At 66.3% G+C, this 21934-nt stretch carries 20 protein-coding genes; 9 read left to right on the top strand and 11 right to left on the bottom strand.

Annotated elements, in window-relative coordinates; genetic code table 11:
- Window positions 1-21 precede the first annotated feature (21 nt).
- Complete coding sequence (locus WKB25_RS00345) at window positions 22-1950, bottom strand: DEAD/DEAH box helicase (RefSeq protein WP_132825569.1); 1929 nt, start codon at window positions 1948-1950, stop codon at window positions 22-24.
- Between the two features lie 268 nt (window positions 1951-2218).
- On the opposite strand from WKB25_RS00345, the gene WKB25_RS00340 reads away from it, so the two are divergent.
- The gene (locus WKB25_RS00340) at window positions 2219-2440 is read left to right on the top strand and encodes an RNA-binding S4 domain-containing protein (protein ID WP_025877723.1); all 222 of its coding nucleotides are present in this window, start codon (window positions 2219-2221) and stop codon (window positions 2438-2440) included.
- A 15-nt stretch (window positions 2441-2455) separates the two neighbouring features.
- Here WKB25_RS00340 and ubiM read toward each other — a convergent pair whose 3' ends face one another.
- The 5 genes from ubiM to WKB25_RS00315 form a co-directional block, all read right to left on the bottom strand.
- Window positions 2456-3634, bottom strand: a complete 1179-nt coding sequence (gene ubiM, locus WKB25_RS00335; protein ID WP_340568048.1) for a 5-demethoxyubiquinol-8 5-hydroxylase UbiM — start codon at window positions 3632-3634, stop codon at window positions 2456-2458.
- 80 nt (window positions 3635-3714) lie between these two features.
- Entirely contained in the window at window positions 3715-4104 is a 390-nt protein-coding gene (locus tag WKB25_RS00330) for an MAPEG family protein (RefSeq protein ID WP_340568046.1), read from the bottom strand.
- Between the two features lie 217 nt (window positions 4105-4321).
- The gene (locus tag WKB25_RS00325; RefSeq protein ID WP_340568045.1) at window positions 4322-4720 is read right to left on the bottom strand and encodes an SMI1/KNR4 family protein; all 399 of its coding nucleotides are present in this window, start codon (window positions 4718-4720) and stop codon (window positions 4322-4324) included.
- A gap of 60 nt (window positions 4721-4780) precedes the next feature.
- On the bottom strand, window positions 4781-5326 hold the full coding sequence (locus WKB25_RS00320) for a DUF4019 domain-containing protein (protein WP_340568043.1): 546 nt from the start codon (window positions 5324-5326) through the stop codon (window positions 4781-4783).
- A gap of 58 nt (window positions 5327-5384) precedes the next feature.
- Entirely contained in the window at window positions 5385-6548 is a 1164-nt protein-coding gene (locus WKB25_RS00315) for a hypothetical protein (protein ID WP_340568041.1), read from the bottom strand.
- Window positions 6549-7034: 486 nt separating this feature from the next.
- Here WKB25_RS00315 and WKB25_RS00310 point away from each other — a divergent pair, with 486 nt between their 5' ends.
- The 3 genes from WKB25_RS00310 to WKB25_RS00300 all read left to right on the top strand — a co-directional run bounded on the left by WKB25_RS00310 (window position 7035) and on the right by WKB25_RS00300 (window position 10659).
- Window positions 7035-8513 carry a DNA-3-methyladenine glycosylase 2 gene (locus WKB25_RS00310; RefSeq protein ID WP_100464174.1) on the top strand — a complete coding sequence of 493 codons (1479 nt, stop codon included), beginning with the start codon at window positions 7035-7037 and terminating at the stop codon, window positions 8511-8513.
- Complete coding sequence (locus tag WKB25_RS00305; RefSeq protein ID WP_100551986.1) at window positions 8510-9001, top strand: methylated-DNA--[protein]-cysteine S-methyltransferase; 492 nt, start codon at window positions 8510-8512, stop codon at window positions 8999-9001. The genes WKB25_RS00310 and WKB25_RS00305 overlap by 4 nt, the downstream gene beginning before the upstream one ends.
- A gap of 392 nt (window positions 9002-9393) precedes the next feature.
- Complete coding sequence (locus WKB25_RS00300; protein ID WP_340568038.1) at window positions 9394-10659, top strand: ectonucleotide pyrophosphatase/phosphodiesterase; 1266 nt, start codon at window positions 9394-9396, stop codon at window positions 10657-10659.
- A 129-nt stretch (window positions 10660-10788) separates the two neighbouring features.
- Here WKB25_RS00300 and WKB25_RS00295 read toward each other — a convergent pair whose 3' ends face one another.
- A complete protein-coding gene (locus WKB25_RS00295) occupies window positions 10789-10971 on the bottom strand; it encodes a 30S ribosomal protein THX (protein WP_025879339.1) in 183 nt (60 codons plus the stop codon).
- Window positions 10972-11081: 110 nt separating this feature from the next.
- Window positions 11082-11495, bottom strand: a complete 414-nt coding sequence (locus WKB25_RS00290; protein ID WP_025879338.1) for a MerC domain-containing protein — start codon at window positions 11493-11495, stop codon at window positions 11082-11084.
- A 133-nt stretch (window positions 11496-11628) separates the two neighbouring features.
- Between WKB25_RS00290 and WKB25_RS00285 the strand changes: the two genes are divergently transcribed.
- The 5 genes from WKB25_RS00285 to WKB25_RS00265 all read left to right on the top strand — a co-directional run bounded on the left by WKB25_RS00285 (window position 11629) and on the right by WKB25_RS00265 (window position 18161).
- Window positions 11629-13827: a TonB-dependent receptor gene (locus tag WKB25_RS00285; RefSeq protein WP_089239755.1), complete on the top strand. Its 2199-nt coding sequence runs from the start codon at window positions 11629-11631 to the stop codon at window positions 13825-13827.
- 243 nt (window positions 13828-14070) lie between these two features.
- The gene (locus WKB25_RS00280) at window positions 14071-14637 is read left to right on the top strand and encodes a TetR/AcrR family transcriptional regulator (RefSeq protein WP_340568035.1); all 567 of its coding nucleotides are present in this window, start codon (window positions 14071-14073) and stop codon (window positions 14635-14637) included.
- Window positions 14637-16310 carry an MFS transporter gene (locus WKB25_RS00275; RefSeq protein ID WP_340568034.1) on the top strand — a complete coding sequence of 558 codons (1674 nt, stop codon included), beginning with the start codon at window positions 14637-14639 and terminating at the stop codon, window positions 16308-16310. The genes WKB25_RS00280 and WKB25_RS00275 overlap by 1 nt, the downstream gene beginning before the upstream one ends.
- Window positions 16311-16320: 10 nt before the next feature.
- Window positions 16321-17484, top strand: a complete 1164-nt coding sequence (locus WKB25_RS00270) for an HlyD family secretion protein (protein WP_340568033.1) — start codon at window positions 16321-16323, stop codon at window positions 17482-17484.
- A gap of 419 nt (window positions 17485-17903) precedes the next feature.
- Window positions 17904-18161 (top strand): hypothetical protein, encoded by a 258-nt coding sequence (locus WKB25_RS00265; RefSeq protein WP_340568032.1) that lies wholly within the window; start codon window positions 17904-17906, stop codon window positions 18159-18161.
- Window positions 18162-18246: 85 nt separating this feature from the next.
- Here WKB25_RS00265 and WKB25_RS00260 read toward each other — a convergent pair whose 3' ends face one another.
- Genes WKB25_RS00260 through WKB25_RS00250 form a run of 3 tightly spaced genes read right to left on the bottom strand, consistent with a single transcriptional unit; the run spans window position 18247 to window position 21816 of the window.
- Window positions 18247-18732, bottom strand: a complete 486-nt coding sequence (locus WKB25_RS00260) for a Fur family transcriptional regulator (RefSeq protein ID WP_025879333.1) — start codon at window positions 18730-18732, stop codon at window positions 18247-18249.
- 34 nt (window positions 18733-18766) lie between these two features.
- Window positions 18767-20170 (bottom strand): glutamate--tRNA ligase, encoded by a 1404-nt coding sequence (gltX, locus tag WKB25_RS00255; RefSeq protein WP_340568030.1) that lies wholly within the window; start codon window positions 20168-20170, stop codon window positions 18767-18769.
- A gap of 53 nt (window positions 20171-20223) precedes the next feature.
- Window positions 20224-21816 (bottom strand): M20/M25/M40 family metallo-hydrolase, encoded by a 1593-nt coding sequence (locus WKB25_RS00250; protein WP_340568028.1) that lies wholly within the window; start codon window positions 21814-21816, stop codon window positions 20224-20226.
- Window positions 21817-21934: the final 118 nt, after the last annotated feature.

Here is a 21934-nt window from a genome sequence, read left to right as displayed (position 1 = left end):
GTTCATCTACTTCAGCACGGCTTAGAAGCTGCGCGGGCCGCGCGGCTTGTTGAAGCCATCACGACGCGGCGGACGGCTGTCGCGGTCGCCGCCGGGGCCACCCGGACCACTGCGACGCGGAGCACCCGGGCCACCCGGACCGCCCGGACCACGCTTGTCGAAGCGCGGCTTGAACGGACGCGGCGCCGGATTGACCTCTTCACCGGCCGCCAACGGACGCATCTGCAGCTGCTGGCCGGACACCCATACCTTCTGCAGGTGGGTCAGCACGTCCGACGGCATCTGTGCCGGCAGATCCAGCAGCGAGAAGTCGTCGTGGATGTCGATGCGACCGATGAAGCGGCTTTCCAGGCCGGCTTCGTTGGCGATGGCGCCGACGATGTTGGCCGGCTTCACGCCATGCTGGTGGCCGACCGAGATGCGGTAGGTCTCCATGCCCTGCTCCGGTGCACCGCGCGGCGGCACGTCACGGCGCGGGCGCTGCTCGAAGCCACCCTCGGCATCGTCACGGCGCGGACCACGTTCGAAGCGCGGGCCGCGCTCGTTGCGGTCGCCACGTTCCGGGCGCTCAGTGCGCTCGAAACGCTCACGCGGCGCGCGCTCTTCGCGCGGTGCGCGCACCGGCGGCTGCAGCAGGAACGGGGTATCGCCCTGCATCATCTTCGCCAGTGCGGCGGCCACTTCGATGGCCGGCACGTTCTGCTCGGATTCGAAGCGCTCCAGCAGCTGGCGGTAGAAGTCCAGGCCGCCCTGGCCCAGCGTTTCGGTGATGCGCGAGGTGAACTTGTTGATGCGGTTGTCGTTGACCGCTTCCACGCTCGGCAGCTGCATTTCTTCGATCGGCTGACGGGTCGCACGCTCGATCTGGCGCAGCATGCCCTTCTCGCGCGGGGTGGCGAACAGGATCGCCTCACCGCTGCGGCCGGCACGGCCGGTACGGCCGATGCGGTGCACGTAGCTTTCGGTGTCGTACGGGATGTCGTAGTTCAGCACGTGACTGATGCGCTCCACGTCCAGGCCACGGGCGGCCACGTCGGTGGCAACCAGGATGTCCAGCTTGCCTTCCTTCAGCATGGCGATGGTGCGCTCACGCTGGGCCTGCTGCATGTCGCCGTTGATGGCGGCAGCGGCCAGGCCACGGGCCTGCAGCTTGCTGGCCAGTTCCTCGGTGCCGGCCTTGGTGCGCGCGAACACGATCATCGCGTCGAACGGCTCCACTTCCAGGATGCGGGTCAGCGCGTCCAGCTTGTGCATGCCGCTCACCCACCAGTAACGCTGGCGGATGTTGGCCGAGGTGGTGGTCTTGTTGGCGATGGTGACTTCGACAGGATCCTTCAGGTAGGTCTGTGCGATGCGACGGATGGCCGGCGGCATGGTGGCCGAGAACAGCGCCACCTGGCGCTTCTCCGGCAGCTTCTTCAGCACCGCTTCGACGTCGTCGATGAAGCCCATGCGCAGCATTTCATCGGCTTCGTCCAGCACCAGTGTCTTCAGCTCGGACAGGTCCAGCGTGCTGCGGTTCAGATGGTCGATGACGCGGCCGGGGGTGCCGACCACGATGTGCACGCCGCGGCGCAGGGCCGTCAGCTGCTGGCCGTACGGCTGGCCACCGTACACCGGCAACACGCGGAAGCCGGGGATCTTCGAGGAATAGGACTGGAACGCCTCGGCAACCTGGATGGCCAGCTCGCGGGTCGGGGCCAGCACCAGGGCCTGCGGCTTGATCTGCTGCAGGTCGATGTTGGACAGCACCGGCAGCGCGAAGGCTGCGGTCTTGCCGGTACCGGTCTGGGCCTGGCCCAGCACGTCGCGGCCTTCCAGCATCGCCGGGATGGTGGCGGCCTGGATCGGCGACGGCGTTTCGTAGCCGATGGCAGTGACAGCCTGCATGACAGAATCGGACAGGCCGAGCTGCGCGAACTGCAGCTGCGCTTGGGTTTCTTGGGACATGGGGAACTCCGAAGGCACTGCCACGAGCATGGCAGGCGAAAAAAAGGGGGATTCCGCGCTTTGGGCGCCCTTCTTATCGCGTGCCCTGGCGCTGCTCGGTTGAAGCTGAGGTTTCACTCGCTCAGAGCGGAATGATACCGCACTGTTCCTGAACAAGGTGTACAGGAAACCATCGGCATGCCGTTACGGCCCGCCGTGGCGCACAATAGGCGCCCATTTTACCGCTGCCGGCCCTGTCCTGCAGCGCCTGCCCAGGAAACCCCGTTCCATGCAGATCCTCGAATTCGACCTCGACGGCGACTACGTCGAACTCAAGCAGTTGCTGAAGCTGGCCGACCTGGTCACCAGCGGCGGCGAAGCCAAGATGGTCATCAGCGAAGGCCTGGTGCTGGTCGATGGCGAGGTCGAGCTGCGCAAGGCCTGCAAGATCCGCGCCGGCCAGGTGGTCGAGTTCAACGACAGCCAGATCCGGGTGCTGGCCGCCGCCTGAGTCAACACGGGGCCTTCAGGCCACGCGTTGGGTCAGGTGGGCGGCAATCAGCTGCCGGAACGGCGCCACCCCCTGAGCTACCCGCAACCCCGCCGCGCGCAACAGGCGCGCCGGCCTGCGGTCATCGGTATACAGGCTGGCAATCGCATTGGTCGCCTCATACAGCGGCCGCGCTGCCAGCCGATGCCCGCGCTGGTAGCTGCCCAGCATGCCGGCGGCGGCGATGTCCGCCCCGCGTCGCTGCTGCTCGGCGATGCCCTGCGCCAACCGCTGCGCACTGGCCAGGCCCAGGTTGAAACCATGCGCGGTGACCGGGTGCATGCCCACCGCAGCATCACCGATCAATGCCGAACGCTCGCCGACGAAGCGCTGCGCATATACCCCAACCAGGGGATAAGCCTGCGGCGTCGCCACTGGCTGCATGCGTCCCAGACGGTGTTCGAAGAAACCGCTGATGGCGTCCCCGAACGCGATCTCATCCATCGCCAGCAGTTCTTCGATCTGCCGCGGCGGCAGGGTGATCACCGCCGATGCCTGGCCTTCGTTGAGCGGCAGCAGTGCCATCGTGCGGCCATAGCCGAACCATTCCCACGCTGTGTGGTGATGATCGTGCTCAACCTGCATCCTGCAGACCAGCATCGATTTGCCGAAGTCACGCATCTGCGCACCGATGCCGAGCATGCGGCGGGTGCCGGAGAAGCGGCTGTCGGCGCACACCAGCAGGCGCGCGTGCAGTTCGCTGCCATCATCCAGGCGCACCACGTGGCCCTGGCTGTCGGCGCGCACCGCCTGCACCTTGCGGCCATCGAACAGTTCCAGCCCGTCCTGGCCCTGCACCGCCTGCCAGGCCGCGCGGCGGATCAGATGATTGGGCACCAGCCAGCCCAGCGGCTGGCCATCGATCTGGCTGCTGGCGAAGGTCAGCGCGAACGGAGAGCCGCCGTTCATCACCCGCGCATCGCGCAGCTCGGCAATCTCGGTGTCGGGCAGGCGTTGCCACAGGCCAAGCTGTTCCAGGCTCTGCCGCGACGCATGGGTCAGGGCGATTTCACGGCCGTCGAAGGCGGCCTCGGCCAAGGCCTGGCGCGGCTGCGCTTCGACCAGTCCCACCTGCAGGCCAGTACCAGCCAGTGCGCGCGCAAAGCACAACCCGGCCGGTCCGGCACCGACCACCACCACGTCCATCCTGCGCATGCGCGCCTCCTGCCGTTGATCCAGTCGCGGCCAGCATAGCGCCGCGTGCCTGACCGGCCTTGATCTGGATCAGCTGCACTTCACAGCAGCGCGAATACCAGCGCCAGGATCGCCAGGATCGACACCAGCCAGACCAGGCTGCGCACATAGGGAATGCCGGCCGCGTACAGCGGCAGATACACCACACGCGCCCAGAAGTAGACGTGTGCCGCCAGCGCGGTGGTGTCGCTGCCACGCCCGGCCACTACCACCGCGATCGCAGCGGCAGCGAAGAACGGGAAGGTCTCGAAGAAGTTGGATTGCGCCCGCTGCAGCCTGCCTGCTAGCGGGCTCAACGGCTTGGACGAGTCGTCGCGTGCCGAGGCGTTCCACTTCATCCCGCGCTCGCGGGTGACCACGGTGGAGGCGGCAAAGATGTAGACGAAGCCGAGCACGATCGACCAGGCCAGCATTGTCAGTTCAGTTGCCATTTGCTCATCCACGGGGCGAGAGGTTGAAAGGAGGATCCTTAATTACTTCGACTCATTACGCAGCCTGCTGATTATCCGATTCCAGTAGCGCACAGCCTCAAAGTGCTGCTGTCTCGTCAACCACGTTTTATTCTCAGGACAGACTGGATCACCGCCAACGATAACGGGCTTGATCTCGAACAACTCCATGCCCCTAGGACGCGAATGCTTATTCAAGTCAATCATCCTGTTCTGCCAGATGAGCAAACAGATCGGGAATGTCCCTCGCTACCGAGATCGCATGCTGACGATCCATACCTATGAAAGGAACCCGAACCACCGGCATCGCCACATCCAATGTGTCAAACCCATATCCCTCGCCTCCGCCGTTGGAGGCGAACAAAAATATTCCCGGAGCATATATCTCGACCTCATATTCACGATTGAAATCGACTACCTCTTCCACTCTCCAGAAAATAATGTAGTTATCGCCAATGAATCCTTCACCACCATCGTGGGCCTTGAAGAATTCGATGTAACCTTCAGGGAGCGCGACTCCCACACGCGCTGACAGACCATCGACAGCCGAAGCTGCAGCCGGACTATTAAGCTGCCCCTCGGTCAGATGATATTGCATCGTTGCTTTTCCACGCATCTCTGCAAATGGCTCCACCAATGAATTACCTGCTACCGATCCTCAGGGTGCCGACGCGCGCAGGCTGTAACCGGCCAGGCGCCACACCTGATCCTCGTCGAATCGGAATGAGACCAGCTCGCGCACCGGCTGTGCGCTGTTGGCGAAACGGGTCGGGAAGCTGACGTTGATGTACAGGCCTTCGGGCACGGCGGCGCCTGCGGCGTACTTGACCCGGGTGATGGTCGGCTGGCCACGCCCGGCCATCGCGCCCAGACGCGTGCGGTCTGCCGCAAGCTGGCTGACGAAGGCGGCCTTGGGCACCGCGCGGCGGGCAACCGCCGAGGCGCCGTCCCACAACTCACCGGCCCGATTGGCGTCGACCAGTTGCGCGGCCTTCAATGCGGCGCTGCCCATCTCCGCATCCTGCTTCTGCACCTGCGCCTGCTGGGCCGGGCTCAGCGCCGGCGTGGCAGCGGTCGCCGGCTTCGCGGCCGTCGTTGCGCTCGGCGCGGGGCGGGCCGGGGCCGGCGCGGGCGTGGCCGGTGCAGGCGTTTGCGCCAATGCAGTCAGGGGCAACAGGGACAGCAGCAGGAGCACGCGCTTCATGGACACCGCCGGTTCGATGGAAAGAACCGCAGTCTACGCCAGCGCAGTGAGTGGACCGTCAGCGCGCCTGCACGCTGCCTTCGACGGGACCCGGGTCGGCTTGCGCCGCCGGTGCAGCCGATGTCGCTGGCAGCTGCTCGGCCACCGGCGGCTGCTCCGGCGGTGCCGGCGGCAGCGTCGCCACGTCGATCTCCGACAGCGGGCTTTCCTCCGGACACACCGGATCGGGGAAGCCGAAGCGCTGTTTCAGCGACTGGCCACAGCTGTTGATCGATTCCATGTCGGCGCCGTCGCGCTTGCACTGCTGGTCGAAGGCCACCAGGAACGCGTCCTTGCGTTGCACGAAGTCATCGCCGCAGGCGCGCATCTGCTTGATACGCTCAAGGTCATCCTGCACCGCGTTGGTGCCGTCCAGGCCGTACTGGCGAAGCTCTTCGGCCGTCAGCAGGCGCAGGCTGCGGTTGGGCACGGTCATCATCAGGTCGGCCACGCCCACTGCCACGCCATTGCGCTGCAGGTAGTCCTTCACGTTGTCATAGACCTCGTGCAGCTCGCGGTTGAGCTCCGCGCGCGAGGTGGCCTTGGAACTGATGCGCATCATGCGGTGGATGCCGACCTTGCCGGTCAACAACCGGTTGTCGCCGGCAGCCAGCACGAACACGCAGGCGCTGTGGCAGATCGAGCCCTCGCGTACCCAGATGGTCCAGCCGGATTCACCGATGCTGTCACCGGCGACGATGGCCGATTCCACCTGGCCGCCGCTGGAATCCAGATCGAGGATGCGCTTGTGGATCTGCAGTTCGTCGGCAACCACGGCCAGTCGCCACATCAGTTCGGCGAAGCCCGGATTGATCTTGCCGGCGTAACGCACGCGCATCAGGCCGCGCTCGGCGCACGGCGCCAGGGCCTGCTTCAGCTGTTCGCGCTGCAGCCCTTCCAGCTCGAGGCCATCGCCGCCTTCGCTGGCGTAGTCGGTACTGCAGCTGATCCACGCCTTGCCATTGTCCAGCTGCGCCTGCGGCCAGGGCCGGTCGGCGCGGCTGCGAGCCTGCGGTGGTGGTGGCGGCGCATCGGCGGCATTGATCGACACCATGTTTTCGCCATCGCTGGCCGGGGCACGCGTGGCCTTGTCGGCGGCAGTGACGTTGCCGGGGTTCTCCAGCTGGCTGCAGCCCGCCAGGGCCAGGCACAACAGGGGCAACCAGCGGAGTTTGGCGGACATCGGGCAACCGGATTTCGGACAGGTAAGAACCACAGTCTACCTGCCCATGCCGCGCATTCAGCGCGCGCCACTGAACCGCTTCTGACCCTCAGGCCCCCTCATTTCCCATTCCAGTGTCTTCCACCTTCCCATCCACGCATGGCGTGGATCTACGTGTCGACCCAGGTCGACACCCACCAAGAGCAGACCATGCCATTTCGACAGTTCGCGGAAATCTGTCGAAGGCGGGGTGGGTCCGGTTGCAGGGGCGTGAGCGCCATGGATGGCGCGACCGAGCTTACATGGACGTACTTGCAGCGTCCCCCGCAACCGGACCCACCCCGCCATCCCATGGATCGCCCGCTGTTGCTGTTGAGGTTGCTGTTGAGGTTGAGGTTGCCGTTGCCGTTGCCCCCGCGGGTGCCGGGCGCAGCCCGGCCGACCTCCCCCAGCATCCATGTCCGAATATGGCGAGTACTGTCCCCCGGACGCGCCTAGACTGGCGCCATGGATACCGCACTCGCCCTCGACACAGCCGCCTGCGACCGCGCCCGCCTGGCCCGTGATGCGCGCTTCGACGGCGTGTTCTTCACCGCCGTGCGCAGCACCGGCATCTACTGCCGCCCAGTGTGCCCGGCGCCGCCGCCGAAGCCGCGCAACATCACCTATTACCCCACGGCAGCTGCCGCCGCTTCGGCCGGCTATCGTCCCTGCCTGCGCTGCCGCCCCGAACTGGCCCCGCTGGCACAACAGGCACTGGCCGGGCAGGCCGTGCAGCGTGCCCTGGCCCTGATCCATGCAGGCTTCCTGCAGGACCAGCCGGTGGCCGACCTGGCAGGAAAGATCGGCCTCAGCGCGCGCCAGCTGCAACGCCTGTTCGTCGAACGGCTGGGCGCAACGCCAGGGCAGATCCACGCGACCCATCGCCTGCTGCTGGCCAAGCAGCTGCTGACCGAAACCACGCTGCCGGTGACCGACGTGGCGCTGGCAGCCGGTTACAACAGCCTGCGCCGCTTCAACACGGCATTCCTGCAGGGCTGCGGCATGGCGCCCACCGTACTGCGCCGCCAACACCATCCACTGGCCGCCGACGATGGCGGGCTGGTGCTGCGTCTGGGCTATCGACCGCCGCTGGATTTCCCGCGGATGCTGTCGTTCCTGCGCAAGCGCAGCCTGCCCGGCATCGAGCTGATCGGTGAAGACAGTTACCAGCGCGTACTCGGCACGGCCGAGCGCCCCACCCTGCTGCGGGTCACCGCCGATCCGAAGCGGCCCGAGCTGCGCCTGCAGCTGGGCGCGGTCGACCCGCGCCTGATTCCGGACATCGTACGCCGCGTGCGTCGCGTGTTCGACCTGGACGCCGACCTGCAGCAGGTGCACGCAGCACTGGGCGACGAACCGTTGCTGGCACGCGGCATCGACGAGCGCCCCGGCCTGCGCGTGCCGGGCGGCTGGGATGGCTTCGAGGTGGGCGTGCGCGCGGTACTGGGCCAGCAGGTCAGCGTGGCGGCGGCCACTACGTTCGCACGCCGACTGGTCGATGCCTACGGTGCGCACCTGCCCGGCATGCCGTCTGAATTCGACCGTCAGTTCCCAGCACCGGACGTACTGGCCGAAGCACCACTGGAATCGATCGGCCTGCCACGCAGCCGAGCCGCCACCGTGCGCGCACTCGCCGCGGCCTGCGCCAGCGGCCAGCTCGATTTCGGGCCGGGCCAGGCACTGGAGGATTTCGTCGCCCGCTGCGTGGCCCTGCCCGGCATCGGCCCGTGGACGGCGCAGTACATTGCCCTGCGCGGGCTCGGCCAGCCTGATGCCTTCCCCGCCGGTGATCTGGTGCTGCAGCAGGTGCTGGGCCACGCACAGGGCCAGCGCCTCAGCGAACGCGCCACCGAAGCACGTTCGCAATCGTGGCGCCCATGGCGAGCCTATGCCGTGCTGCATCTGTGGCACCTGTCCGGCACTTTCGTTGGAGAACCCTCATGAACCTGTTGTTCGATCGCTTCGACACTCCGATCGGTGAACTGACCATCGCCGGCGATGACAATGGCCTGGCCCACGTTCTGTTCCCGGAAAACCGCCATCCTGCGCGCGGCCGCGAGCACTGGCATTACGCGCCCGGCGCATTGCCGGAGGCGCGCGAACAGTTGCTGCAGTACCTGCATGGTGAGCGCAGCGATTTCGACCTGGTGCTGGCACCGCATGGCACGCCGTTCCAGCTGCGCGTCTGGCATGCACTGGCGTTGATTCCCTTCGGCCAGACCTGGAGCTACCTGCAGCTGGCACAGCAGTTGGGCCAGCCGACGGCGACCCGTGCGGTCGGCGCGGCCAATGGCCGCAATCCGCTGCCGATCGTGCTGCCCTGCCATCGCGTGATCGGCAGCAACGGTACGTTGACCGGCTTCGGGGGCGGCCTGGAAACCAAGGCGGCGTTGTTGCGGCTGGAGCAGCGGCAGGCGCCGTTGTTTGCGTGAGGTTTGCTGGCCGGGCTGCGCCCGGCACCCGCTGCAAGCCAGAGCAACTGCAACAGCCGAAGCAACAGCCGGCTCTGTATTGACTGAGGTTTGGGCGGGATGGATCGGGTATGCAGGACACGCCGTAAACCCGTCCATGGGGGCTCGATGGCGCCATCCATGGCGCCAACGGTCCTGCATAACCGATCCATCCCACCCCTGACAGTTTCCCGGTGACGGTAGATCCACGCCATGCGTGGATGGAAGCATCCGTAATCTGTCTGGAGAAGAGCCCCCTTTTGTTAAAGGGGGCGCGCCGACAGGCGCGGGGAATAGGAAGAATGCGTGGACACGTGGCGCCCTTGGGCGCCACGTGTCTTGGGTACGTCATTGCCGCGGATTATCATGGCCGGATGACTTCCGTACGCCTGACCTGCACGCTGGCGCTGCTGCTGCCTTTGGCCGCCTGCACCACCACGCCTTCGCCTTCGACAACCATCGCTGCACCTGCCGCGGAGGCGAATACGCCGCCCGCCAGCCCGCCGAAGCTGCTGCTGATCTCCATCGACGGCCTGCGCGCCGATGCGCTGGATCGCGGGCTTACCCCGAACCTGCAACGGATCATCGACGGTGGCGTGCGTGCACGCTGGATGACGCCCTCCTATCCGTCACTCACCTTCCCCAACCACTACACGCTGGTCACCGGCCTGCGCCCGGACCACCACGGCATCATCAACAACAGCATGGATGACGCTGAGCTGGGTCGCTTCGCGCTGCATGACCGCACTGCGGTGACTACCAGCGGATGGTGGGGCGGCGAACCGATCTGGGTCGGTGCCGAGAAGGTCGGCGTGCGCACCGCCACCACCTCATGGCCGGGCAGCGAAGCCGAGATCCAGGGCACACGGCCCAGCCAGTGGCGCATGTACAACGCCAAGGAACCCCTTGAACAGCGCGCGCAGACCGTTCTCGACTGGCTGTCGCAGACCGATGCCGATGCCCCGCGCCTGACCACGCTGTACATGGAGCACGTGGACAAGGCCGGCCACAACTTTGGGCCGGAATCCAGGCAGTACACCGATGCGATCGTGCAGGCCGACCGGATCATCGGCCAGGTGCTCGATGGCTTGCAGCAGCACGGCCTGACCGATACCACCAACGTGATCGTGGTCTCCGACCATGGCATGGCGTCGGTGCCTGAGGGCCAGGTGATCGCCCTCGAATCAATGGTTGATCCCAGCATCGCGCGCAACGTCAGCCCGGGCCAGTCGGTCGGCTTCGCGCCTGTGGCGGGACGTGAGGCCGAGGCCGAGCGTGCCCTGCTCGGTCGTCATGCACACTACGAATGCTGGAAGAAGGAAAACCTGCCGGCGCGCTGGCACTACGGCACCCATCCGCGCGTGCCGGCGATCGTCTGCCAGATGGATGAGGGCTGGGACGCGCTGACACGCGAGAAGATCGCCAAGCGCGAGCATGCCGATCGCGGCTCGCATGGCTACGACAACGCGTTGCCGTCGATGCGCGCGGTGTTCGTGGCCCGTGGCCCTTCATTCCGGCAAGGCCTGGTGATCGACGGTTTCGACAACGTCGACCTCTATCCGCTGCTGGCGCACCTGCTGCAGGTGCCGGAAGCGGCCAACGATGGCAATCCGGAAACGCTGAAGCAGACCCTGCGTTGAATACGTTGTAGAGCCGAGCCCATGCTCGGCTGCATTGCGCCAGCCGAGCATGGGCTCGGCTCTACAAAAACGGGCAAAAAAAACGCGGCGCCGAGCGCCGCGTTTTCTTTGGACCGGTCGGTCGGCGGATCAGCCGGCCTTGGCCACTGCCTTCTTGGCCACGGCCTTCTTCGCCGGAGCCTTGGCCACGGTCTTCTTGGCAACCGGGGCGGCGGCGCCTACAGCGACCTTGCTCGCGGTGTGCGAACGGGCGTTGCCGTAGCTGGCGTTGTAGCGCTTGCCCTTGGCGGTCTTGCGGTCACCCTTACCCATGTCTTCAACTCCTCAAATGTGAAATCTGGTTACCCCGTGCTGACACGGGTTCGGCGGGGCCGCCTTGCTGGGCGCCCCCGCGCACGATCAGAAAGCCTACCACGGAGCACCTAGTGCGCGCAGCTGGCGTCATGTACGTGGCCGTGGTTCAGGCGCAGGTTGACCAGGTGCGCGATGCCGACCAGCAGCCCGCCCAGGGTCATCACCACAGCATGTGGCACCGCGTTGTGGTGCAGCGGGTCGTACAGCACACCGGCCCACAGAGCGACCAGGCCGGGAATCAGGAATGCCAGCGCACGCAGCGCGCCGTGCCGCCGGTAACCCCAGACCAGGCTGAACAAGCCCAGCAGGGTCACGAACACCACCAGCGCTTTTTCCACACCATCACTGAGCCAGAAAGACAGGCCCAGCGAGGGCGCCGCTGCCAGCAGCAACGGAATGACCGCGCAATGCACCGCGCACAGCATCGAACCGGTGGCGCCGAAGCGATCGAGCAGGTGGCGCAGGCGTGAGGGCAAAGGCATGACTTCCAGCAGGGCGGCGAATCGTTATGGAATAATATAACATCGATCCCCGACCCGCACGGTTTCTCTCCCCCTGTCCCGCCGACGGGATTCGTGCGCCACCCGATTGATACAATGTAACAAAGGACCACCCATGCCCTCCCACCACCCTCGTTTCAAGCCGCATTCCCTGGCCTTGGCGCTCGCTGCGCTGCTGCCGTCCGTCGCCTTTGCGGCCTCCGACGATGATTCACATCGTGACCGCCACCTGACCGAACTGTCCTCGGTACAGGTCACCGCGTCGCCGCTGCAGGGTGACGCCGAATCGCTGGCACGCCCGGTTGAAGTGCTGGCCGGTGAGCGCCTGGACGAGCAGAAGGCCGGCACCCTCGGCGACACCGTGGCCAAGCTGCCCGGCGTGCAGAGCACCTTCTTCGGCCCCGGTGTCGGCCGCCCGATCATCCGCGGCCAGGAAGGCCCGCGCGTGGCCGTGCTGTCCAATGGCATGGGCAACATGGACGCCTCCACCGTCAGCGCCGACCACGCCACCAGCATCGAGCCGTTCCTGGCCGATCAGATCGAAGTGCTGAAAGGCCCCGCGACCCTGCTGTTCGGCAGCGGCGCGATCGGCGGCGCGGTGAACGTGGTCGATGGCCGCATCGCGCGCGAACTGCCGGACCGTCCGCTCAGCGGCCGCGCCGAACTGCGCGGCAACTCGGTGAACGACGAGCGCAGCGGCATGTTCCGCCTTGACGGCGTGAGCGGCAACGTCGTGCTGCACGTGGATGGCCTGGTGCGCAATGGCGACGACTTCCGCATTCCCGGCTACGCGGTGATCGACGGCCTGGAAGACCACCACGATGACCACGACCACGCAGGCGAGGAAGGCGAAGAGCCGCGTCGCGGCCGCCTGGACAACAGCTCCATCCGCACCCGCGCCGGCGGCGTCGGCGCCACCTGGCTGGGTGAAGGCGGCTACTTCGGCGTCTCTGCCAGCACCTACCGCACCAACTACGGCATTCCCAACGGCGCCCATGTGCATGCCGACGGCGATGACCACGACCATGGTCACGACCACGACCATGGCGAGGAGGAGGAAGGTGAAGAGCATGACGTGCGCATCGACATGGTGCAGAACCGCTTCGAGACCAAGGCCGGCATCTACAACCCGGTGTCGTTCCTGAAGAACATCAACGCGCGTGTGGCCTACACCGACTACGAGCACGTGGAACTGGAAGCCGGCACGCCGTCCACCCGCTTCACCAACCGCGGCATCGAAGGCCGCCTGGAAGCGGTGCAGCAGCAGATCGGCGGCTGGGACGGCGCCTTCGGCCTGCAGGTCGGCAACAGCGATTTCGGCGCCAAGGGCGAAGAGGCGTTCGTTCCGGATACCGGCACCAAGAACATCGGCGTGTTCGTGCTGCAGGAAAAGCAGTTCGGCCCGTTCAAACTGGAACTGGGCGGCCGCCACGACCAGGTCAAGCTGGACCCGACCGGCGACTACCAGCGCCGCAAGTTCGATGCGACCAACCTGTCGGCCGCCGGCATCTGGAAGCTCAACGATGCCGTCGACCTGCGCATCGGCGTGGACAGCTCCGAGCGCGCACCGACCAATGAAGAGCTGTACGCCGCTGGCGCACACATCGCCACCCGCTCGCTGGAAATCGGTGATGCCAACCTGAAGACCGAGCGCGGCCAGCGCATCGAGCTGGGCATCCACACCCACAGCGAGCGACTCGATTTCTCCGCCGCGATCTATCAGACGAAGTTCAAGGACTTCATCTACCTGGCTGACACCGGCGTGACCGAGAGCCTGCCGGTGCGTGCCTGGACCCAGCAGGACGCGGTGTTCAAGGGCGCCGAGGCCGAAGCGCTGGTGCACCTGTTCGAAGGGGTTGCTGGCGATTGGGATCTGCGCGTGTTCGGCGACTACGTACAGGCCAAGCTGGACGGCAACGGCAGCCGCACCCTCGACATCGCCGTGCCGCACGGTGACCACAACCACAACTACAGCGTGGAACTGGCCAACACCGGTTACCTGCCGCGCATCGCACCGGCCCGTGTCGGCGCCGACCTGCGCTGGGCGAAGGATGGCTGGCGTGCCTCGGTGGGTGCGGTGCGTTACAGCCGGCAGAAGGACGTGGCGCAGAACGAGGAGCCGAGCAACGGCTACACCCTGGTCGATGCGCACCTGGCCTACCGCTGGGACCGCAGCGACAGCAACAGCTACGAGCTGTTCCTGGATGGCAGCAACCTGACCAACCGCGAAGTGCGTCCGCATACCTCGCTGCTGAAGGATTACTCGCCGTTGCCGGGTCGTGGTGTCGCTTTCGGGATCCGCGCGTTCTTCTGATGGGGCATCCACGCATGGCGTGGATCTACTGGAAAGTGCATCCACGCATGGCGTGGATCTACCGACTTTGATGGCTACGTGCTGTCGTTCTCTCCCGGGGGGCCCAGGTTGGCCCCCCGTTTTTTTGGTCATCCCAGTTGCCCCTCACGCGGGCGTCACAAAGATGTGCGTACGACAACAAGCGGACAATCCCGTCGCCATTCGTCTCTCGCCATCCGGACATGTTTGTCCGAAAATGAAGCCATGACCACCCAACGTGCCGATGCTGCTGCCCGCCGAGCCCTCATTCTCGATGCCGCCGACCATGTGTTCGGCCAACATGGCGTTACCGCGCCGCTGGACCTGGTGGTCGAGCGTGCCGAAGTCGGCCGCGCCACCCTGTACCGCAACTTCCCCGACCGTACGGCGCTGATCCAGGCGCTGCTGCAGCGCACGGTCGACCGCATCCGCCGCCAGGTCGAGCAGCTTGGCGACCGCGACGATGCCCTGTTCGAGGTGTTCGAAGGCATGGCCCAGCGCATCGTCGATTCGCCCGCACTGGCCGACTATTGGCGCGCGGTCGATTCGGATGTTCCGGCCATGCGCACCGCACGCGAGACCGTGCGCGACCTGCTGGAAGCGCCCATCGCCCGCGCCAAGGCCGCTGGCCTGTGCCGGCCCGACCTGGAGAAGACGGATATTTCACTGATCTCCGGCATGCTGGGTGCGGCCCTGCGCGGCAAGACCCGCGATGAGCGCGCCCAGCTGGCCGGGCGTGCCCTGCAGCTGCTGCGCGGGGGACTCCAGGGAGCAGCCAGCGGGGACCGTTGATGGTGCAGCCGTACCTCAAGCCGGTTCCGGATTGGGAGGAGCACGAGAAGCCGACCATGCCCGGTTCGGCGTCGATGCCGTGGCACCCGCCCTATCGGCGTGCAGCCTATGCGCTGGTGTCGCTGCTGGTGGCCATCACCGGCGGCCTTGGCAATGCGTTGGTAACGGCCAACCTGCCCTTTCTGCAGGGGCAACTGTCACTCACTCCCACCCAGGGCAGCTGGCTGGTCGCCGCCTACGCCATGGTCAACGTGACCGCCAACCTGCTGGCCTTCAAGTTCCGCCAGCAATACGGCATCCGCCTGTTCGCCGAGATCGGCCTGGGGCTGTATGCGGCGCTGGCGGTGCTGCACCTGTTCGTCGGCAGCTTCGAGACCACCATGCTGACCCGCGCCGCCAGCGGTTTCGCCGGCGCGGCCTGTTCGACGCTGGGCACGCTGTACATGCTGCAGGCGCTGCCGCGGCGGTACACCGGCAACCTGCTGGTGGTCGGCGTCGGCCTCTCGCAGCTGGCAGTGCCGATCGCCTGGATCGTCTCGCCGGGCCTGGTCGATACCGGCCAATGGCACCAGCTCTACTCCTTCGAAGCCGGCCTGGCCCTGTGTGCGTTCGCCGCGGTGGTGGTACTGAAGCTGCCGCCGGGCATCCAGGTCAAGGCATTCGAACCGCTGGACTTCCTCACCTTCGCCCTGCTCGCGCCCGCCGTCGCCCTGCTCGTGATCGTGCTGGCGCAGGGCTACACGCGCTGGTGGTTGAACACGCCGTGGCTGGGCTGGGCGCTGATCGCCTCCATCGCGCTGACCACCACCGCGCTGATCATCGAACACTACCGGCGCAATCCGCTGCTGCAGATCCGTTGGCTGTCGACGCTGCCGGTGATGCACTTCATCGTCGGCGCCTTCCTGATCCGCTTCCTGACCACCGAACAGTCCTACGGCGTGGTCAACCTGATGCGCACCCTGGGCATGGGGCCGGACCAGATGCGGCCGCTGTTCGTGGTGATCCTGGCCGGCGTGGTGACCGGCATCGCCGGCGCGGCGATCACCTTCGGCCCGAAGCGGCTGATCGCGCAGCTGCTGATGGCGATCCTGCTGCTGGGCGCGGCCGCGTTCTTCGACCAGCACCGCACCAGCATGGACCGGCCGCACGACTTCTACGTCAGCCAGTTCCTGGCCTCGGTGGGCGCCGGCATGTTCATGGGCCCGCTGATCATGCTCGGCATTTCCGCCGCGTTGAAACAGGGTGTGGACCACATGATCACCTTCCTGGTGACCTTGTCGATCACCCAGACACTGGGCGGACTGGCCGGCTCGGCAGTGCTGGGAACGTTCCAGCTGCATCGCGAGCAGCTGTATTCCAGCGCCTTGACCAGCCAGCTCGATCCAGCCGACCAGGTAGTGGCGCAGCGCCTGCGCATCCAGCAGCAGCTGTACGCAGCGCAGATCACCGACCCGGTGCTGCGCAGCGCACAGGGCAGCGCGCAGCTGGCGCAGACCACCCGCCGCGAAGCCAACGTGCGTGGCTTCAACGATGTGTTCACCCTGAGCGGCTGGCTGGCAATCGGTTTCCTGTGCTGGTTGCTGCTGCTGTCGCTGCGTACCGCCGTGCGCAAACAATGGCGCAAGCGCCATCCTTCCTCTCCCGCTGCGGCTGCGACCGCGGCACCGCGCTGAGTTCACTGCCATGCCTCCCGTCCCGCCCCGTCCAGACGACACCGACGCTGCCGAGAACGTTACCCCGCCACCGCCCACCGATGCGGCGCCTGCGGCGACGCCTGCCGCGCCCGCCGCCGCGCCGAAGTACCTCAAGCCGAGTTCGCGCAGCGTGGTGGTGATGGTCGTGGTGGCGTTGCTGGGCATCGCGCTGATCCTGCGCGCCTGGCATCTGTGGCCGTTCAGCAGCAGCGTGATGGTGACCGACAACGCCTACGTGCGCGGGCAGATCACGGTGATGGCGCCGCAGGTGAACGGTTACGTGACCGAGGTACTGGTGAAGGATTTCCAGCACGTGAAGCAGGGCGAGCCGCTGCTGCGCATCGACGACCGCATCTATGCGCAGCGGGTGGCGCAGGCGCAGGCGACGTTGGACAGCGCGCGCGCGGCACTGGCCAATTCGGACCAGTCGCAGGCGCAGAACCGCGCGCAGATCGCTTCGGCGCAGGCCACGCTGTCGGCGGGGCAGGCTGAGCTGCAGCGCTCGCGCAATGAAGCCAAGCGCTACGAGGAACTGGCGGCGCAGCAGCTGGTATCGATCAACGACCGCGACAAGTTCCGTACCAGCCAGGCCTCGGCACAGGCCAGCGTGCAGCAGTCGCAGGCCCAGATCCGCATCGCCGAGGAGACCCTGGTCTCAACCCAGGTCTCGCGCAAGAGCCTGGAGGCGCAGGTGGAAAGTGCGCAGGCGCAGCTGGAACTGGCGCGCATCGACCTGGCCAACACGGTGATCCATGCGCCGCGCGATGGGCAGATCAGCGAGGCCAGCGTACGCGTGGGCCAGTACGTGGCGGCCGGTTCGCAGTTGCTGTTCCTGGTGCCGGACGCATTGTGGGTGGTGGCCAACTACAAGGAAGGCCAGACCTGGAAGATGGCGATCGGGCAGCCGGCGTCGTTCTCGGTCGATGCGTTCCAGGGCCAGGTGCTGCGCGGACGCGTGGAAGAAATCGCGCCGGCCACCGGATCGGAGTTCAGCGTGCTGCGCCCGGACAATGCCAGTGGCAACTTCACCAAGGTGGTGCAGCGGTTGCCGGTCCGGATCTCGATCAACGGCGAACAGGAACTGGCGGCACGGTTGCGGCCGGGCATGTCGGTGATCGTGCGGGTAGATACCGCGACCAAGCCGATGGATTAGGCGCTGGCTTGCTTGACTGCGCGGCTCCGCCAAGGACAGCGAACGGCAGAGCCCCTCGTGGCTGATCGTTGCGGTTGGATTGGTGGGATTGGCCAGGTGGAAGACCTGATCGGCTTCGTGCTGGAGCACGGTGCCGAAGGTGCGGCCGAGATTGAACGTCTGTGCGCGCTGCATGGATGGCGCGAGGAGTTCCAGTACAACTGGCGATGGCACGCATTTCGCGCTGATGGCGCCGTGGGCAAGGGCCTGTGCGGCTTTCGGCCATGGCGGCGTGGCGGCGATGCTGCCGCTGCTGGATCAGCCGCGCATGGCGACCTATGTGATCGGGGTGCTGGAAGAGGTGCGCAGCGAGGCTTCAGTTGCGGCCCTGCTGGCGTTCTGCGGACAGGCCGATTTCAACGTCAGCACCGTGGCGGGCGTTGGGCGCGCTGAACGTGCTGCTGTCGTTCGACAGGGGGGTGGCGGTGTATACGGATATCCAACAGGCGTTGCTGCAGCGTGTGCAGCGCGCGTGGGGCCAAGCGCCGACGCCGCAACGCCAGTGCATGGCGCTGTATGCCGTGCGCGGCGCACGCGTGGCCGAGGCGTTGGACTGGGTGCAGTCACTGGTGCTGGAGGATGCGGAGTTGATCGCCGCACGCAAGGCAGTGCTGAAGCATCTGCGCAGACATCTGTGAGATGGGGTCAGATCCCTTTGCCGCTGGCAAAGGGATCTGACCCCAATTGCGAGGATGCCGGCCAGCGACCGGCACTCCCCTTCCGTCAGCCGGCGCAGCGGGCGCAGAGTCCGTGCACTTCCAGCGTCTGTGCCTGCGGCTGGAAACCGAGTTCCTTGGCCCGCTTCTCCAGCTGGGTCACGATCTCGCGGTCCTCCAGCTCCACCGCGCTGTGGCAGCTGTTGCAGATCAGGAACGGCACCGAATGGGCCGCACTGCTGGGATGGTGGCAGGCCACGAAGGCATTGACCGATTCCAGCTTGTGCACGAAGCCATTGGCCATGAGGAAGTCGAGGGCGCGGTACACGGTGGGCGGGGCGTCGGCGCCCACACCCTTGCCGTTGCGCACCCACTCCAGCAGCTCGTAGGCCTTGACCGGCTTGCCGGCCTCGGCGATCAGCTTGAGTACGTTGGCGCGGATCGGGGTCAGGCGCAGCCCGCGCTCACGCGAGACACGCTCGACCACCGCCACGAAATCCGAAGCGTCGTGGACATGGTGGTGCGGGGCCGTACAGGCGGTTTTGGCGGACATGCGCGTTCTCCAGTTCGGGCGTGGGCCGGTGGGCTCAGGCCGTTGCTACCTTGGTGATGGCCACATCGATGCGTTTCAAGGCCTGCTCGCGACCGGCCAGGTACACGGTATGCGAAATGTCAGGACTGACCTGGGTGCCGGTGATGGCCACGCGCAGCGGCTGGGCGACCTTGCCCATGCCCATTTCCAGCGCTGCGGCAGCATCGTGCAGGGCCACGCCAACGGCCTCGGCGGTCCACTCCGGCAAGGCTGCCAGCAGCTCGCGGGCCTTGCCCAGCGGCAGTTCCGCACCGGCCTTGAAGTGCTTGGCCACCGCCGCTTCATCGTACTCGGTCAACGGCTGGTACCAGACCACGGCCTTCTCGGCCATTTCCTTCAGGGTCTGCACGCGCTCGCGCAGGGCGATCACCACGTCCACCGGCGCCGGGCCTGCGGCCACGTCCAGGCCCAGCTTCTGCAGCTGGTAGACCAGGTGCGGCACGATCGCGGCCGGTTCCTCGGTCTTCAGGAAGTGCTGGTTGACCCAGCCCAGCTTGGCCATGTCCAGGCGCGAGGCCTTGGAATTGCAGTTCTTCACGTCAAACAGGTCGATCAGCTCCTGGCGGCTGAACAGTTCCTGGTCGCCGTGCGACCAGCCCAGCCGGGCCAGGTAGCTCAGCAGCGCGTCGGGCAGGTAGCCGGCGTCCTTGTACTGCATCACGTCGGCCGCGCCGGTGCGCTTGGACAGCTTGGCACCCTGCTCGTCCAGGATCATCGGCATGTGGCCGAACTTCGGCACCGGCGCGCCGATGCCTTCGTAGAGGTTGATCTGGCGCGGGGTGTTGTTGATGTGGTCGTCGCCACGGATGACTTCGGAGATCTTCATGTCCCAGTCGTCCACCACCACCGCGAAGTTGTAGGTGGGGTAGCCGTCCGGACGGAAGATGACCATGTCATCCAGTTCGCTGTTGGCGATCTCGATGCGGCCCTTGATCAGGTCATCGAACACCACCGTGCCTTCAAGCGGATTCTTGAAGCGGATGACGCGGTTCGGGTCGTCCCTATATGGCAGGCCCTGCTCGCGCGCGGCGCCGTTGTAGCGCGGCTTTTCCTGCCTGGCCATCGCGGCCTCGCGCATGGCGTCCAGCTCTTCACGGGTCTCGTAGGCGTAGTACGCCTTGCCGTCGGCAATCAGCTGCTCGGCCACTTCCTTGTACCGGGCGACGCGCTCGGTCTGGTAGAACGGGCCCTCGTCGTAGTCCAGGCCCAGCCACTCCATCGCCTCCAGAATCGCGTCGATCGCGCCCTGGGTGCTGCGTTCGCGGTCGGTGTCCTCGATACGCAGCACGAACTCGCCGCCACGGTGGCGGGCCTCCAGCCAGCAGTACAGCGCGGTGCGGGCGCCACCGATATGCAGGTAGCCGGTGGGACTGGGGGCGAAGCGGGTGCGGCAGGTCATGGAGGGCTCGAGGAACGGGTATCCCCCGATTTTACCAGCCCTCCGTCCCCTTTTCAGGGCTCGGGCTTGCGCGGGAACGGCTGCTCGCGCATGGCGGCGTGGTAGGCGAAGGAGGCGACGATGGCAGCGGCCTGCTTCAGGTCTTCCGGTTCAGCGTGGTCCCAGGTGTCCAGGTGGCTGTGGTGGACGTTGCTGAAATAGTCCAGCTTGTCCTGGATGAACTGGAAGCCCGGCAGGCCGATGCGGTCGAAGCTGATGTGGTCGGTGCTGCCGGTGTTGCGGGTGGCGACGGTGGTTGCACCCACGTCATGGAACGGGGCCAGCCAGGCTTCGAAGATCGGCATCGCCGCCAGGTTTTCCTGCGCGTAGATGCCACGGAAGCGGCCCGAGCCGTTGTCCATGTTGAAGTAGACCTGGAACTTGCCGTAGTCGCGGGTCTTCTGCAGGGCACCGGTCGGTTCGCGCAGCGAGGCCGGCAGCGCCTTCTGCGCGGGGTCGGTGGGCTCGGGGAATCGACCGAAGTGCTTGGCCACGTATGCCTGCGAGCCGATCAGTCCCTGTTCCTCGCCACTCCACAGCGCAACCCGGATGGTGCGCTTGGGCTTGGCACCGCTGGCCTTGAGGATGCGCATGGCCTCCATCATCACTGCCACGCCGGCGGCGTTGTCGGCTGCACCGGTGCCGCTGTGCCAGGAATCCAGGTGCGCACCGATCATCACCACTTCATCGGGCCTGCTGCTGCCGCGGATCTCGGCCAGCGTGTTGTAGCCGGGCTGGTCGGCCTCGTCGGTGAAGCGTGCGGCCACATCCACGCGCAGGCGCACGCTCTGCTTGGCTTCCAGCGCGCGCACCAGCGGATTGAAGTGCTCGGCGATCATCGCCAGTTCGGGGATGCCGACCGATTCGCCGGCCTTGCGCGAGCCGCCACCGGCCACGCGGATGATGCCGTTGTCCCAGCTGCTGATGCTGATCGCGGCCAGCGCGCCTTCTTCGACGAAAAACGCGTTGACCTTCGCCGCCAGCGCCTGCTTCTCCTGGTACTCCTTGACCCGTTTGGCGCGGTCGGCGGCCACGTCCTTGTCCTTGGGCAGGGTGAACTCCTGCAGGCCTTCCAGCGAGGTGGCGTCGTGCCGGTGCGAATCGGCGTCGGCGCCGCGCTTGTATTCGCGCGCCTCGCCCAACAGCAGGATCTTTCCACGCAGCTTGCCGCGATATTTCTCGATGTCCTCGGGCTTCTTGATGTCCACCTGCAGCAGGTCGCCCTCGACCGGGCCGTTGGTACCCGGCGTCCACGCCTTGGGCAGGGCATGCAGTGGCTGCACGCGATCGCCCAGCATGTCCACGCTGGCCGACGTGAATTCCCAGCCACGGCCGAATTCGTCGAAGGCTTCGTCGTGGACATTGTCCAGCTTCCATTCGCTGAACTTGCCGCGGGTCCAGGCGTTGGCCCGCCCCATCGCCGGCGAGTTGGTCAGTCGCGGCCCGATGCGTTCGGTGAGGTAGCTGAAGGTGTCCATCACCTGCGATTTGTGGAACGCCTGCTGACGGATCTTGCCGACCATGTCCAGGTCCACCGGCTCGCGCTGCTGCGCCACCGCATTGCCACCCATCGCCAGCGCTACTGCCAGCACGCCCCACTTCAGCACATCGCCCCCCTGCCCTTCGGCTCGATCATCAACCGGTTGAGTCTAGCCAGCCAGGGCGGCTGGCCCCTGTCCCATCGGTCATGGGCATCTGGTAGATCCACGCCATGCGTGGATGGGG

It is taken from the genome of Stenotrophomonas sp. G106K1, from assembly GCF_037969685.1.
Taxonomy (GTDB): domain Bacteria; phylum Pseudomonadota; class Gammaproteobacteria; order Xanthomonadales; family Xanthomonadaceae; genus Stenotrophomonas; species Stenotrophomonas lactitubi.
Note: the sequence above shows the minus strand (reverse complement) of the source record. Positions and strands in the feature narration are given on the sequence as shown.